The 15706-nt window shown below is 44.3% G+C and carries 10 protein-coding genes; 4 read left to right on the top strand and 6 right to left on the bottom strand.

The window, feature by feature from the left end; all coding sequences use genetic code 11:
- Positions 1-48: 48 nt before the first annotated feature.
- Positions 49-1248 carry an acetate kinase gene (ackA, locus tag Q4Q49_RS18160; RefSeq protein WP_312000043.1) on the bottom strand — a complete coding sequence of 400 codons (1200 nt, stop codon included), beginning with the start codon at positions 1246-1248 and terminating at the stop codon, positions 49-51.
- A gap of 141 nt (positions 1249-1389) precedes the next feature.
- Here ackA and yfbV point away from each other — a divergent pair, with 141 nt between their 5' ends.
- Positions 1390-1833 (top strand): terminus macrodomain insulation protein YfbV, encoded by a 444-nt coding sequence (gene yfbV / locus Q4Q49_RS18155; RefSeq protein WP_106650887.1) that lies wholly within the window; start codon positions 1390-1392, stop codon positions 1831-1833.
- A gap of 44 nt (positions 1834-1877) precedes the next feature.
- On the opposite strand, the gene pflA is transcribed toward yfbV, so the two are convergent.
- The gene (pflA, locus tag Q4Q49_RS18150) at positions 1878-2618 is read right to left on the bottom strand and encodes a pyruvate formate lyase 1-activating protein (RefSeq protein ID WP_063884797.1); all 741 of its coding nucleotides are present in this window, start codon (positions 2616-2618) and stop codon (positions 1878-1880) included.
- 63 nt (positions 2619-2681) lie between these two features.
- On the bottom strand, positions 2682-4964 hold the full coding sequence (pflB, locus tag Q4Q49_RS18145) for a formate C-acetyltransferase (protein ID WP_312000042.1): 2283 nt from the start codon (positions 4962-4964) through the stop codon (positions 2682-2684).
- 1264 nt (positions 4965-6228) lie between these two features.
- On the opposite strand from pflB, the gene focA reads away from it, so the two are divergent.
- Positions 6229-7221, top strand: coding sequence for a formate transporter FocA (gene focA / locus Q4Q49_RS18140; protein WP_312000041.1), 993 nt, complete (start codon positions 6229-6231; stop codon positions 7219-7221).
- A gap of 153 nt (positions 7222-7374) precedes the next feature.
- Here focA and Q4Q49_RS18135 read toward each other — a convergent pair whose 3' ends face one another.
- The 3 genes from Q4Q49_RS18135 to cysK form a co-directional block, all read right to left on the bottom strand.
- Complete coding sequence (locus Q4Q49_RS18135) at positions 7375-9993, bottom strand: TonB-dependent receptor (protein WP_312000040.1); 2619 nt, start codon at positions 9991-9993, stop codon at positions 7375-7377.
- A gap of 689 nt (positions 9994-10682) precedes the next feature.
- The gene (locus Q4Q49_RS18130; RefSeq protein WP_312000039.1) at positions 10683-11681 is read right to left on the bottom strand and encodes a TDT family transporter; all 999 of its coding nucleotides are present in this window, start codon (positions 11679-11681) and stop codon (positions 10683-10685) included.
- Between the two features lie 384 nt (positions 11682-12065).
- Positions 12066-13034: a cysteine synthase A gene (gene cysK, locus Q4Q49_RS18125; protein WP_006085400.1), complete on the bottom strand. Its 969-nt coding sequence runs from the start codon at positions 13032-13034 to the stop codon at positions 12066-12068.
- 251 nt (positions 13035-13285) lie between these two features.
- Here cysK and Q4Q49_RS18120 point away from each other — a divergent pair, with 251 nt between their 5' ends.
- Both Q4Q49_RS18120 and Q4Q49_RS18115 read left to right on the top strand, forming a co-directional pair.
- Entirely contained in the window at positions 13286-14533 is a 1248-nt protein-coding gene (locus tag Q4Q49_RS18120; protein WP_312000038.1) for an RDD family protein, read from the top strand.
- On the top strand, positions 14530-15651 hold the full coding sequence (locus Q4Q49_RS18115; RefSeq protein ID WP_012089534.1) for a beta-ketoacyl-ACP synthase III: 1122 nt from the start codon (positions 14530-14532) through the stop codon (positions 15649-15651). The genes Q4Q49_RS18120 and Q4Q49_RS18115 overlap by 4 nt, the downstream gene beginning before the upstream one ends.
- Positions 15652-15706 lie beyond the last annotated feature (55 nt).

Raw genomic sequence — 15706 nt, 5'->3', positions numbered from 1 at the left:
CTACGTAAGGTATCAAGCCGTTTGGGTGAGCAAACGGCTTAGGTCTTTTTATTTGTTGATAAGTTTAATGGAATCTTCGGCGATAACCCATTCTTCGTTCGTTGGGATCACCATGGCAATCGTGCCTTTATCTTGGGTGATGATACCTTTCTTACCGAAACGCGCCGCTTTGTTGCGCTCACTATCGACATGGAAATTGAATATTTCCAGCATGTTGAGCACTTTTTCACGGATTAAATCTGAGTTTTCACCAATACCACCGGTGAAGACGACTGCATCTAAACGGCCCAGTGGCACAGTGTAAGAGGCGATGTACTTGGCTAAGCGGTAGCAGAAAATTTCTAAGGCTAAGGTCGCGCCTTTATGGCCCTCGGCGTAACCTTCTTCGATGCCACGGCAATCGTTGGTCAGCTCGGAAATACCCAGCAGACCACTTTGCTTGTTCATCAGGTTATTCACTTCTTCTAAGGTGTAACCCAGTTGATGAACTAAGTGGTAGATGATTGAAGGGTCAATATCGCCACAACGAGTGCCCATCACTAAACCTTCTAATGGGGTTAAGCCCATAGAAGTGTCGACACTTTTGCCGCCTTTGATGGCAGTGACTGACGCGCCGTTGCCTAAGTGAGCACAGATAACATTCGTTTCTTCAATTGGCTTGTTGAGCATTTTTGCCGCTTCACGGCTAACGAATAAATGACTCGTGCCATGCATGCCATAACGACGGATACCGTGTTCACGGTATAACTTGTAAGGCAGGGCGTAGACATAAGCTCTGTCTGGCATGCTTTGGTGGAAAGCGGTATCAAATACAGCAACCTGTGGCAATTTAGGGAAAGAGGCCATTGCCGCGCGGATGCCGATAAGGTGAGCAGGATTGTGCAGTGGGGCTAATGAAGCACAGTCTTCGATGCCTTTGATCACGCTCTCATCGATGATCACTGAGCGAGTGAATTTCTCACCACCGTGAACGATACGATGGCCAACGGCTTGAATTTTTGCTGCTAATTCAGGTTGTTCCGCAAGAATTTTATTAACAATGTATTCAACTGCTTCACGGTGAGCCGTAAATGCACCTAAGGCTGCTTCATGTTTTTCGCCGTTGATTTTCCATTTAATGCGCGAGTCTTCTAAACCAAAACATTCGGCTAAGCCAGAAATTTGATCGTCACCTGTTTGCGCGTCAATGACGGCAAATTTGAGAGAAGAGCTACCGCAATTGAGCACTAAAACCAGATTATTTGACATGTGTAAACCCTTTGCCATTGTGTTTAATTTAACGATTCAAAAAAATGAGGAACTGCGGTGTTTTTACCATAACAGTCTTGGGGCGATTCGCCAGATTGTGCTATGGTAAAAGCAGTATTCCATTGTAGTTGGTGTCTAAAATTGAGCATTAAGATCCTCAAAACCTTAGGTGATGGTCATCGTTATATGAAGACTTGGCCTATGGTTAGACAACTGGGTTTTTATTTCCCTGAGTATCGGGTCGTCCGAGCCACTCAGTTAGCCATACTGGTGATGCCAGTGTTGGCGTTTTTTGTGAGTATGAGCCAGCTGTATATTCACGGTTGGGCATTTCTACCCCAAGCCGTCACTCTCGGTTTATTTTTCATCAGCTTACCGTTACAGGGGCTGCTGTGGTTAGGTTGGCGAGCGCGCCATCCATTACCGTTAACGCTGTTCGACTGGAGTAACCAGTTGAGTGCGAAGTTGTCGTCCATGGGTATCAATTGCCACACCTTAGGCGCTAAAGCCTGTTACCTCGATATGGCACTGATTTTAAAAATAGCCTTTGAGCGTTTAGATGCCAGTTATTGGGAAGAACTTTAGGCTGTTGCCGCTGTTATCCCTTTTGGCTCTTTTGTTACTGTGGATTAATAAATCGCGTTAATCCCTTGCCCAACAAATACGGCTTTGATCTTTTCCATGGTTTCTCGGCTCGGTGGTGATATGCCATCGAGCTGATAGCTTTCGCCCATGGCTTCCCACTTGTGTTTACCTAATTCGTGATAGGGTAGCAATTCTACCTTTTCAATGTTTTTCATGGGCTTGATAAACTCGGCTAGTTGTAATGCCGATGCTTCATCGTCGGTAAATCCGCCCACCACCACATATCGTATCCACGTTGCTTGATTACGCTCTGCTAAATACTGCGCAAACTGTAATGTTCTATGGTTGCTGACTTTGGTTAACTCAATATGTTTTTCATCGTCCATGTGTTTGATGTCGAGCAGGACCAAGTCAGTATGGTCGAGTAACTCATCAATCACTGGCGTGTACTTACGTACAAAACCATTGGTATCTAAACAGGTATGAATACCTTCTTGTTGACAGGCTGTGAATAATTCGGCGACGAATTCTGCCTGTAAAATGGCTTCACCACCACTGGCCGTAACACCACCATTGCTGGCATCGAGAAAAGGCCGATAGCTGATGATTTGACTCATTAACTCATCGACCAGAACTTCTTTTCCACCATCAAGATCCCAAGTGTCACGGTTGTGGCAATATTGGCAGCGCATTAAACAGCCCTGCATAAAGGTGATAAACCGTATGCCGGGACCATCTACTGTGCCAAAGGATTCCACCGAGTGGATCCGACCGATAACAGCCATTGTGACTCCTGTTAAAATAAGTGAGGCTGTAGCATAGTGTACTACAGCCTTGACTAATTTAGCTTACAGACCTTTTGTGAATGTACGCGTGATCACATCTTGTTGCTGCTCTGGCGTCAGTGAGTTGAAGCGCACTGCATAGCCAGAAACACGGATGGTCAGCTGTGGATACTTGTCTGGATGCTTAACGGCATCTTCGAGCATCTCGCGGTTCATCACGTTGACGTTCAAGTGTTGGCCACCTTCTTTTTTGTCATTGTGGTCGAAGTATCCGTCCATCAATGCCGCTAAGTTGGTACGGCGAGCATCATCATCTTTACCCAGCGCATTTGGCACGATTGAGAAGGTATAAGAAATACCGTCTTGAGCGTGGGCAAATGGGAGTTTTGCCACTGAGGTTAAAGAAGCGATTGCACCTTTTTCATCACGGCCATGCATAGGGTTTGCACCCGGTGCAAATGGCGCACCTGAACGACGACCATCTGGTGTGTTACCGGTTTTCTTACCATAAACCACGTTTGAGGTGATGGTCAGAATTGACTGCGTTGGGATCGCATTGCGATACATTTTACGGTCACGAATTTTCGCCATAAAACGTTCAACTAAGTCACAGGCGATATCATCTACACGTGGGTCGTTGTTACCAAATTTTGGATAGTCACCGCTGATATCGAAATCAACTGCAATGCCGTTTTCATCACGAACAGGTTTTACTGTGGCGAATTTGATGGCAGACAGTGAGTCGGCAGCGATAGACAGACCCGCAATACCACAAGCCATAGTGCGACGTACGTCTCTGTCGTGCAGCGCCATAAGCGCGGCTTCGTAAGAGTACTTATCGTGCATGTAGTGGATTGAGTTCAGTGCAGTGACATATTGCGTCGCTAACCAATCCATTAAACCGTCTAAGCGATTCATCACGTCGTCGTAGTTTAATACGGCGTCAGTGATAGGGTCGGCTTTAGGGGCAACTTGGATTTTCAGCTTTTCGTCAACGCCGCCGTTAATTGCATACAACATAGTTTTAGCTAAGTTGGCGCGGGCACCGAAGAACTGCATGTGTTTACCCACAACCATTGGGCTTACACAACAGGCGATAGCATAGTCGTCTGATTGGAAATCTGGACGCATTAGGTCATCGTTTTCATATTGGATTGAGCTAGTGTCGATAGACACTTTGGCGCAATATTTTTTGAAGCCGATGGGCAGTTTATCTGACCACAATACTGTGATGTTTGGCTCTGGACTTGGACCCATAGTGTAAAGGGTGTTCAAGAAACGGAAGCTTGATTTAGTCACTAACGTACGGCCATCTAAGCCCATACCGCCGATTGACTCAGTCGCCCAAATTGGGTCGCCAGAGAACAATTCATCGTATTCTGGAGTACGTAGGAAACGCACCATACGCAGTTTCATCACGAAATGGTCAATCATTTCCTGAGCTTGTTGCTCAGTTAAGGTGCCATTTTTCAGATCGCGTTCAATATAGATGTCGAGGAATGAAGAGGTACGGCCTAATGACATCGCCGCGCCGTTTTGGCTCTTCACTGCGGCTAAGTAACCGAAGTAAGTCCATTGAATTGCTTCTTGTGCAGTGGTTGCTGGGCGAGAAATATCGCAGCCATATTTGGCAGCCATTTTCTTCATTTGACCTAGTGCACGGTGTTGCTCGGCAATTTCTTCACGTAATTGGATAACATTTGATAATTCTTCACCCGCTTCGAACTGCGCTTGCAGTGAAGTGAATTGGGCAAACTTATCTTTCATCAGGTAATCGATACCGTAAAGTGCCACACGGCGATAGTCACCAATGATACGGCCACGGCCATAAGCATCGGGTAAACCGGTTAAAATACCTGATTTACGGCAAGCCATAATTTCTGGGGTGTAAACATCGAATACACCTTGGTTATGGGTTTTACGCAGTTCTGAATAGATGTATTTAACGTCTTCATCTAGCACGCGGTCGTAGGCAGCGCATGAGCTTTCCACCATACGAATACCACCGTTAGGCAACATAGCGCGTTTTAGCGGCGCATCTGTTTGTAAGCCAACGATAGTTTCTAATTCTTTGTTGATGTAGCCAGCGTCGTGGGAAGTGATGGTAGAGACCATCTTAGTATCGAAATCAACAGGCGCGTGGGTACGGTTTTCCTGTTTGATGCCTTCCATGACTTTATCCCACAGGATTGTGGTCGCTTCGGTGGCACCGGCAAGGAATGATTCGTCGCCTTCAAAAGGCGCGTAGTTTTGTTGGATAAAGTCACGTACATTGACTTCAGATTTCCAATCGCCAGGGGTAAAGCCTTCCCATGCGTTGGCGAACAGTTCAGTTTTTTCGGTCATCGTACTAATACCTTCTGGTTGAGATAAAGGTTATTGGCGATCAGCGTGAAGCGATGCTGAGTATAAGCCAATAGCTAATTCCTGAAATAAAGCTCCCTTCATGATGACGCCCTATGATGGGAACTGGATTTTGAAGTGCTGTCACTCCAAAAGTCTGTCTATTGATACCCGATAAGATGACAAATATTCGCTTACTTTGATTATCGGCTACCGATCAATCTCTTTTGTAATTGGTAAGACCAATTGTCCACAAGCATATTAACATAGGTCTGTCGCTATCGCATCTTAAACGGATTGGTTTGTGCTCGCTTAATCCCAAATTTGCTAGCGAGGTAGCATTTTTTTACCACAATTAGGAATACAGCACGCTTTTCAACTTGGTGTGACATTCAAACCTATCACTCTTTAAATCACTAAACCTATGGTTGTTGTCATTTACTGTCCCCCTTTATCTGGGAGAAATCTATCCTCGTATAGATTGATTTTTGCTGGGGCAGCGTGATGGCCGGATAAGCAAGGTATGGCAGTGGCTGTTGTGTTCGTGACGTAGAAACAAGCTCCTTGTTAGCTATTTGTATTAATTGTAGTTTATTCGCTCATCTCGTTGATGTTTAGGGAATGGCATAGGGTTTCCCCCACAGGCCAAACGCTAATACCTGAATCCTACTAAAAATCATAAAAGAGTGGCTGAGTAAGGCTTTTGCTACTTATCAGGCATGTTGTCGCTTGCTGCTGGGCTAAACTGTCAATAATGAGGCGTGGAGCGCTGGCGGAGTCAATCCAGTGGATATCGAAGTGTGCGAGTCAATCTATTGCCACATCTATGCTTTACTGCCTAATCAATGCTTCACGACTGAGTAGATCTGAGTTTGCTGAAGCTGATTTTGTGAACCGTTTGATAGCGAGTTTGATAACGAGTGTACTTGAGAGTTGAATTAGCTGAATACGAGCCATTTTGGTGTTATGGACAACCTAAATAGCATGTCATTCTGATGGCTAAAATTGACTGCTATTGGTAAGACCAATTAACCTTTTGTGTTTTTGGCTTCAAAGTTTTCACATTTTTGGTGTGAATAACATCACGCTTTAGCAATATCTACTTCACAGCATGAGCGCGTTGTATGGTACAAAGCGAGACTTTAGTGAATCATCATTTTCAGCAAATCAACATCTCGGTTTTGATTCGTGCTATCTGCGCAACGGCGCTGCAGGAGAGATATATGCTACGCATTCAAGTCTGTTTATCTGAAGTTGGAGTCATGCAATGAAAAGCCCAAATCCATCATCAACCCCAACTGTTACAAACAGTGCCCACGAAGCGCCACAGGTTTCAGCGCACTTTAGTTGTTACAATCAGGCGGAAATTTACGGTACTAGCAAAGTGGTTAAAGCGCCTTGGCAATCCTTTGGCCTGGCTGTGTTTGCTGGCGCCTTCATCGCCTTAGCCTTTGTATTTTATCTGACAGTGACCACAGGTGCTGGCGATGCGTCTTGGGGCTTAGTTCGCTTCGTTGGTGGGATAGCCTTTAGTTTAGGCCTGATTTTAGTGGTCGTTTGCGGTGGAGAACTGTTCACCAGCTCAGTACTGAGTACCGTCGCCTGGGCACAAAAACAAGTCTCTGGCGCTGAATTACTCAAGTGTTGGTGCCGGGTTTATGCGGGCAATTTTGTCGGCGCTATACTGATGGTTTGTTTGATCACAGCCGCAGGTATGTATGAACTCGATGGTGGTAACTGGGGATTAAATGCCCTTAAAGTGGCGCAACACAAACTGCATCACACTTGGATCCAAGCCTTTAGCTTAGGCATTTTATGTAACATGTTAGTGTGTTTAGGCGTGTGGATGACCTTCGCCAGCCGTGATGTGTTGACTAAATCCCTACTGTTGATCTTACCCGTGGCCATGTTCGTCAGCAGCGGTTTTGAACACAGTATCGCTAACCTGTTTATGGTGCCTATGGGCATGATGATCCAATCTATCGCCAGCCCAGAATTCTTCACATCTTTAGGTGTGACTCAAGAGCAGTTTGCCGATTTAACCGTGGCTAACTTTATATTCAACAACTTAATCCCAGTCACACTTGGCAATATTGTCGGCGGCGGTGTGATTGTGGGTTTAGGTTATTGGTGGATAGAGCAGGGGAAAACGACGTCAAGCGATCCACACAAAGCTCACCATGAGCACTTTTCAGCGCCCCATTCACATACCGAAAAACCTCAACATGCGAGTGAAATCAAGTTGACGAAGCATTCCTAGAATGTTTTAAATGACCCGTTGAACGATAAGAAAATGCCCAGCAAATAGCTGGGCATTTTTTATGCTTATTTACTGGGCTGCGTAAAAGAAGCAAATAAAAACAGCATCCGAAGATGCCGTTTTTTGATTAGGTTCTAATTGAGAAATGAGATATTAGAATTTCTGTGTATATGTTGCCGTAAATGTACGGCCATATAAGTTGTATAGAGAAGCATCATATTTAAGATCAGAATCTAAAACAGGATCTTTATTAGTTAAGTTACGAATACCTAAACTAATTTTACCTTCCCACGGTGTAGCATAGCCATAGCTAATATCGAATGTTGTTTGCGAAGACAAGCTTCCAACTTGGGCGTATGTATTTGGATCTGTTTTTTCTGATTGGCCATCAATATATTGTGTCAATATAGATGCTGAGTGATCGCCATAGCTCCAGTCGACAACCCAAGTGAATCTGAATTCAGGCATACCATTACGGCCAATTTTATCATTTACTGGCCCATCAAAATATTCCTCCTCATTATAAGAAAGAATATAGCTTAGATCGTACGAACTGCTAAAGTCACCAATAGCGGTTTCAAATCCACTATATGTTAGATTGAAGTCAATACCAGAAGTATCGAAACCGTTGCCATTTGCTTTAGGTGTTGTTGCTGACAACAACTTTCCATTCGGATTATCGCCTACACGTTTAATCTCACCGCGGCTTAAGTTACCGTATCCAACTTTCTGTTCTTCTTTCAGTAGTGAGTCTAAAGAGACAAAAGTAATAACATCTTTGATATCTAAGCTGTAATACTCAACTTTACTACTTAGTTTATCAGTGATATCCCATACGAGTCCTAAGTTGTAGAAATCTGATGTTTCTGGTTTTAACTCACTATTCGCAGTGCGAGTTACGTCATATTGCTTAGCTTTACAGTCAGCGACATTAGTACCTAGAACGTCGCAGTAATGGTAATCCGTTGCCGTATCGGCACTGAAAGAATCTGCTGCAAGTAGATCTGACAATGATGGGGCACGGAAACCTTGACCCCATGATGCTCTGAATACGACGTCATCTAAGAGTTGATATCTTAGGGCTACTTTTGGTGTTGTTGCTGAACCAAAGTCAGAGTAGTTATCGTAGCGATAAGCTAAGTTTAATTCTAAATCTTCGGTTACTGGGATAATGGATTCAGCGAACAGTGCATAGACATCACGGTCACCTGAAGAGCCATTACCTGATGAACCAATAACGTCACCTGCAGCGGTTTGCGCATCAACGTTAGCTTCATATTTGTATTGTAGTGCTTCAGTTCCTATGTACCAACCAATGTTACCTGCGGGTAATTCAATGGCTTCAAAGTTTACACCAGCATTAACACTTTGGAACTCCATTATGTCTTGCTTAAGGGTTTCGTGAGCCATATCAGCTATTACCGATGCACTATTACCTTCTGGACCAAAGTTGAAAATACCATCTTTTACATATCTTTCAACCGTAGGTCTGTGTACATATCCAGTACCATAGTTACTATTTTCAGCCAAATTGTAATGGTATGTGAAGTCCCAACCGAAGCTGTCATGCGTACCAACTAAACCCAGTTGAATATCAGTGCTGTAATCGACAGTTTTTGCATCGCGTGTACCAACATCTGTAAAGCGATAGTAAGCGCGTCCAGCATTTTCGTTTAAACTATTACCAGTGTATTTGCCATCTGCATCATAGTTTTTTACTTCAACTTGACCTGGGGCTACATTAAACCAGCCTGCTGCTGGAGCATAGCGACCGAAAGTTTCATTGCGAGAGAATAGACCTAAGCCTTGAAATACGATTTCATCAGAAAGTTCATATTCTGCATTTACATAGCCAGCAGTATAAGAACGTGCAGCATGATCAGCAGCTTCTGCAGTAAAATCGTAACCACAAACATAGTCACCATCGCCAGCATCATAGATATGCCCACCACCCACCATCTTAGGATTATCACAAGCCGTCATGGGCTTGAATTGGCCTGTTTTCCCATCAAGGAAATTACGAGCGTAAGTTGAAACGCCAGTGGTATCGTCAAATTTTGGCGCTAACACATTTGAGGAACTTGAAAACCAGCGATCACGTTGATAAATGATTTCGCGATTTAAGTGCTCAAAAGAGAAAGTGACACTGCCTTTTTCACCAACAGTGCCACCCACAATTTGTGTTTTCCATTCTTCACCACCATCTTGCACTGGTTGTGAGCTGGTCGCTGAAACTTCAAGGCCTTCAAAGCCTTTTTTAAGAATAATATTGACTACACCTGCAACGGCATCTGAGCCATATACTGCGGAAGCGCCATCAGTTAATACCTCAATTCTTTCAATTGCAGCAGTTGGGATAGTATTGAGGTTGACAGCGGTTCCACCTAATGTAGGCGAGCCTGGCATGCGCTTGCCATTTAACAGTACTAAAGTACGATCTGAACCCGCACCACGGAGGTTAATTGTCGCTTGTGACTGAGCACTGCTACCTGATTTTTCAGAAGTAGATCCAAAGCTGTTTAAATTACTTCTACGCAATACGTCAGCAACAGACATTTCACCCGTTTTCTCAATATCGGAGGCACTGATAGTTGTAACGGGTGATGAGCCTTCCATATCGGTACGCTTAATACGTGAGCCCGTTACTTCAATACGTTCAACTTTTGCACCGTCTTCAGCAGCAAATACAGCTGACGTAGATAAAGCGGCTGTGGCAGTACCGCTGATTAACGCAAAGCGAACAGCTTTGGCTAATGTAGAATTTGCGCGCATTTTATTCTCCCTTAACACATGTTGTATGTTTATTTTTATTTTTCTTAAATGGTTACTTATGTAAAGAATAAGCACTCATTTAATTAAGCTCAGGATATAACCACAAGAAAATAACAAGTGCAACACTGAACTTTAATGGCTTTTGTTGTTAATTTGTTAATTCAAATCATTTAAAGGTTGTAGGGAGATTTGTCTTGAGTCAATAAACATAGGTGCGGGGTCTATTTACTGAGGGATTTGTTTGTGACACCTCTTATTTGTTTCTGTTTGTCGATTATTTTGCAGTAAATTTGTTTGTATATTGTTATCAGTTTGCGTCTCGCGTTGGGTTGTAAAAATAATATTTTGTGATTATTTTCATATAAAAAAGATAAAACCTGATTAATATATGGTTTGCCATTCTATATATTTGGAATTAAAAGCTTTAGGTGTTATGTGGTATAAGGTTTTTTGTGCGGTTTAATTTAATGTAATTTTGTTATTCACGATTTGTAGTCATGGGCTCAATAATTACGGTGTGCAGTCCTGTAAAGGTTGATAAGTAATCTTTTTTGAAGTGAATGCCAAATTTATAATTGCTTAAATACAAAAGGAAGGTGAATATATATTCACCTTCCTTTTGGTTTATGCTCAAGTTTGAAAATAATCTCTCATGTTAAACGAATACATTTTACAAACTGCAATTCTGTTTATTTACTCTCAAGTATGGTTGTTTGTTCTATCGCTTTAAAGCGTACTGGAAAATAGTGTCCTAAATAGCGTAGAGCGACATAGACAACCACTAAGGTGGCGATCACAAGCTCGAATTCTGCTAAGTATTTTATCCATATCGCTAACTCACTCATGTTATTGAACAGGGTTAACCAAGCGGCGGTTTTAAAGAGCGCGGTAGCACCGATAACCATAGGGAAGGTAAAGGCGGCATAGCCTGGGCTAAAGGGCAGCTTTAGCAGGTGAAAGAAGGCTAAGTAGATGATGCTCGTCATTAAAATGGCGATGCTCAGCAGTAAGGCGACTAAGGGAATTGACGCCTGCTCGCAAACGGTCAAATAACCTGCGAGTGATAAACTGGCGGGCGCCGCGAGAATGGCAATGGTTGGTTTAGCGGCATCAGGTATCGCCTGACAGAAAATGAGGCGATAGAGCATTAAAGGCAGCATGACTAAGTAAGCTAACATCCCAAAAACCAAAATGGCGTTTGCTAGCCATTGGTAGTCAGATACAGGGAAAGACACCGCCGCGACGATAATGCCAATCGGTGGCACGAACCAGCTTGGTACCATGTGCTCGAGTTTAAAATCGATGGCGCGGTAGTAGATAAACGCGCTTAAGAAGAGCACATGTATACCTATGGCCACTAGCCACAGGGTTAAGCCAGCTTGGGGGAAATAATCGCCGAGTGTTTTAGACACCACCATCAGCCCCATGGCGAAGGTGGGGATCACGCTACCAATCACTGGGTGGCTGAGTTCGTCCTTTAGAATAGTCGGATGCAGCATAAACTTACCCATGAGCAGTAACAGTAACACAGAGGCGATGATGGCGCCTGTGAGTTGTCCTGCGCCATTAAGTGAAGGTGTCATGTTCTCCCAAGTCCAACCTAAGCTGGCAATGGCAAGTGCCAGCCCTGCCATAGGGCTGGGAAGTTTAGCTGCGTGGGATGTCCAGCGTTTGCGTTTTGAAGTCATGTTGAATATCTCTCAATACTGACAATGCTTAACATCGCTTTTTTGGGGCGCTGTTTTGATGTCCTCAGTGTACTGCGGGTATTAAGAATAAATAAATTTGATTAATTTTATTCATAAAGTAATTTTTTCTTATCAATATTGGTGTTAATGGCGTTGGTATAGGTTGAGGGGGAAAAGGCATAAAAAGGAATCGATTGACGAGAATCTCTGTGCTTTATAACTCACTGAGCCGTTAATGCTACTGGTGATACTGAGAACTATGAGCTGCATCCAAACTTGAGCTAGAACTTGTTTACGCTCTGCAGCCGGGATCTAATTAATGCAATGTCACAAATAAAAATACCCAGCAGAGGCTGGGTATTTTAAAGGGGAATCCAACGTCGATTATTGAATGTTTTCTTCGTCGCCGAATTGGCCTTGGAACAAGACTGAAGATAAGTAACGTTCGGCAGCCGATGGCAAAATCACCACAATGGTTTTACCCGCAAATTCTGGTAATTCAGCGATGCGGTTTGCGGCAACAACGGCGGCACCTGATGAAATACCCACTAAAATGCCTTCTTCTTGCATTAAGCGGCGGGCCATGTCGATGGCTTCATCGTTAGTGACAGCTTCTACGCGGTCAATCAACTCTAAATCTAAGTTACCAGGGATAAAGCCTGCGCCAATACCTTGAATTTTATGCGGCCCTGGTTGTACCGGTAAACCTGCTAAGGTTTGCGCAATCACAGGAGAATCTGCAGGCTCAACCGCCACTGAGGTAATGGTTTTACCTGCCACTTTTTTCAAGTAACGGCTCACACCTGTAATTGTACCGCCCGTACCTACACCTGCAACAAACACATCCACTTCGCCATCGGTATCATTCCAGATTTCTGGACCTGTGGTTTTTTCATGGATTTCAGGGTTAGCAGGGTTATTAAACTGCTGTAATAAAATGTATTTTTCAGGAGCCGATTGACGGATTTCTTCCGCTTTATCAATCGCACCTTTCATGCCTTTCGCGCCTTCTGTTAGCACGAGATTTGCGCCAAGGGCTTTAAGCAGCTTACGACGCTCTAAACTCATGGTATTCGGCATGGTTAGAGTGAGTTTATAACCACGGGCCGCAGCAACATACGCCAGCGCAATACCTGTGTTGCCAGACGTCGGCTCAATCAGTTCGTGGTCTTTAGTCAGTAGCCCCTTTTTCTCGGCATCCCAAATCATATTGGCACCGATACGGCATTTAACACTGAAACTTGGGTTACGCGCTTCGACTTTGGCCAGCACTTTACCTTGGCTAACACGGTTTAAACGTACTAGCGGGGTATTACCAATAGTATATGAATTGTCTTCGAAAATTTTGCTCATGGATTGCTTGCTCCTATGTTGGCACTATTGAATCATAATCTGCTGTGGCGCTTTTAGAAGTGATTGTTTGTTCTTCTTTATTCGATTTGGTTATTAAAGGGCTTACTGTTATTCGCAAACCCTGATTGGCAGCCAGTTTAACTGTGTTAACCTCTTGCTAACATAAAAAAGATTGTTGCATTCGCAAGGATAACTTCTTGATGTGTCAATCGTAAAACAAGCCTATCACTCGTATCGGACAAGACGCAAACATGAAACAACAACAAACGGATTTGGGCAAAGACCCAAAAACTATGGTAACTCCCCATGCTTTTACCATTGCAGACACTGTACTTTATACGCCATTGGCGACGCCGCTAAAACGCGCTTTAGCCATGTTGATTGATGGTTTGCTAATCACTGTGTTAGCGGAGCAGATGGATTGGATGTTTGTATTGCTGGTGGTCGGTATCATTTATATTGAGAAACGCAGTCATAAATTAGGTCGTTTACTCAAATGGGGACTTTATGCCGCGATGTTGGCTTTTATGCTGCTCACGACCGCTGATAACCTGCTTAATGTTAATGGTTCAAGCAATACCGATAATGAGCAGGCAGTTGAGGGGGCTGCATTGGGTAAACAAATTCTTACCTCGCTTCCGGCCATCATTTCGTTGAGCCTTTGTGATAATTACGCTTGTGGTAAAACTCAAGTTCAACCCTTGCGCGAGGTGATAGAAAATGCTTCAGCATCAAAGGGCATGACAGAGACTGAGCGACGGGAGATAGTCCTTCACGCCATAGCCAACAGTAGTTTGTCTGCCGCAGACAGCGAAAAGCTCCAGACGGAAGTCCTTGATGGCACCTTGTGGCCAGTTATCGCGCCCCAAGCTGAGTTGCAAATGCCTGATACTCAGTCTGAGCCGCTCAAGTCGACACAAGCCATTGGAACCAGTGAACCAACTGATCCCGCGCAAGGTGTTGTGGCTAATGCAGCAAAAGTAACCGAAACGACAGACACAACCAAAACAGTACCTTCGCCAAGCACAAGAGTGAAAAGCGTCGATGATGACGATGAATCCACCACCCACAGTGTTATCGCTTGGGTTAAAGGCTTTATGAGTGATATGGGATTGGGCTTTGGTTGGGCGGCGTTTTACTTTACCGTTTTTACCGCCCGGTTTGATGGGCAAACCTTAGGCAAGAAGATGCTTGGCATTCGGGTGATCCAGCTCGATGGCGCTAAAATCAGTTTATGGGCCGCCTTTGGCCGTTATGGTGGTTACGCCGCAGGCTTCACCACTGGCTTACTTGGCTTTATGCAAATATTTTGGGATGCCAATCGGCAGGGGATCCAAGATAAAATATCTTCAACAGTCGTGATAGACTTAGCACAAATGCATAAAAAGCAACGATTAGAGCAGCAAGTACAGGGGCAAAGTGAGTTAGCGCCCGCGCTTACGAGTGATGATGCCGCCTCTGCTCACCTTACAACAAGCACCCGTTCGGAGCACCTATGAAACAGGTCGTGATTTCGGGGAGTGGCTTATTTACGCCGCCCCACAGTATTTCTAATGAAGCCTTAGTTGAGAGCTTCAATGCCTATGTGGATATTTATAATCTTGAAAATGCAGGCTTAATTGAGCAAGGCCATGTCGCGGCTTTGTCCTATTCCTCAAGCGAATTTATTGAAAAGGCCTCAGGCATCAAGCACAGATATGTGATGGTGAAAGAGGGGATTCTCGATCCCGAAGTCATGATGCCGTTAATTCCTGAGCGCAGCAGCGACGAGTTATCTATGCAGGCTGAAATTGGGGTTGAAGCCGCATTGATGGCACTTAACAATGCCAATCTCAAAGCTGAGCAGATTGATCTGGTGATTGTCGCCTGTGCTTATACTCAGCGTGCCTATCCTGCGATGGCGATTGAAATTCAACGTGCACTCGGTACGCGCGGTTATGGTTACGACATGCAAGTGGCCTGTTCATCGGCAACCTTTGCAATTGTTGCCGCTGCTAATGCGATTGCGACGGGCTCAGCTTCAAGAGTGTTAGTCATCAACCCTGAGATTTGTTCGGCGCAGGTGAATTATCGCGACCGTGACAGCCATTTTATCTTTGGTGATGTCGCGACCGCACTGGTACTGGAAGAGCAAAGCTTAGCTCAATCTGACAATGTGTTTAAAATTCTCTCAAGCCGCTGTTTTACTGATTACTCGAATAATATTCGCAGTAATTTTGGTTTCTTGAATCGCTGCGATCCCAGTGCTGCCCATCAGGCCGATAAACTGTTCCACCAACAAGGGCGCAAAGTGTTTAAAGAGCTGCTGCCGATGATTTACCAACATTTGGATGAACATCTGGCCGAGCAAGCGTTAACGCCGCAGTCTTTTAAGCGTCTGTGGTTACATCAAGCGAACATCAACATGAATCAGTTCGTGGTGAGAAAGCTGCTTGGGGATGATGTATCAGCGGAACAAGCGCCCGTCGTGTTAGACGAGTACGCCAATACCGCATCCGCGGGCTCCGTGATTGCATTTCATAAGTATTCCAGCGACTTTAAAGCGGGTGATTTAGGCTTATTAAGCTCTTTTGGCGCAGGATATTCCATCGGCAGTGTGATTTTGCAGAAGTGCTAAGCTGAACCTAGTAGCGCAGATTGTTCTGCGATCTTTATCAATAAAAACAGCCTCA

Source organism: Shewanella sp. SP1S1-7 (assembly GCF_031932105.1).
In the GTDB taxonomy this organism is placed as follows: Bacteria; Pseudomonadota; Gammaproteobacteria; order Enterobacterales; family Shewanellaceae; genus Shewanella; species Shewanella baltica.
Note: the sequence above shows the minus strand (reverse complement) of the source record. Positions and strands in the feature narration are given on the sequence as shown.

What these genes read in the sequence shown, in the direction of transcription:
- ackA (WP_312000043.1), bottom strand. Translation starts at nt 1,248, where the DNA reads ATGTCAAATAATCTGGTTTTAGTGCTCAATTGCGGTAGCTCTTCTCTC.
- pflA (WP_063884797.1), bottom strand. Translation starts at nt 2,618, where the DNA reads ATGGCTGTTATCGGTCGGATCCACTCGGTGGAATCCTTTGGCACAGTA.
- pflB (WP_312000042.1), bottom strand. Translation starts at nt 4,964, where the DNA reads ATGACCGAAAAAACTGAACTGTTCGCCAACGCATGGGAAGGCTTTACC.
- focA (WP_312000041.1), top strand. Translation starts at nt 6,229, where the DNA reads ATGAAAAGCCCAAATCCATCATCAACCCCAACTGTTACAAACAGTGCC.
- Q4Q49_RS18135 (WP_312000040.1), bottom strand. Translation starts at nt 9,993, where the DNA reads ATGCGCGCAAATTCTACATTAGCCAAAGCTGTTCGCTTTGCGTTAATC.
- Q4Q49_RS18130 (WP_312000039.1), bottom strand. Translation starts at nt 11,681, where the DNA reads ATGACTTCAAAACGCAAACGCTGGACATCCCACGCAGCTAAACTTCCC.
- cysK (WP_006085400.1), bottom strand. Translation starts at nt 13,034, where the DNA reads ATGAGCAAAATTTTCGAAGACAATTCATATACTATTGGTAATACCCCG.
- Q4Q49_RS18120 (WP_312000038.1), top strand. Translation starts at nt 13,286, where the DNA reads ATGAAACAACAACAAACGGATTTGGGCAAAGACCCAAAAACTATGGTA.
- Q4Q49_RS18115 (WP_012089534.1), top strand. Translation starts at nt 14,530, where the DNA reads ATGAAACAGGTCGTGATTTCGGGGAGTGGCTTATTTACGCCGCCCCAC.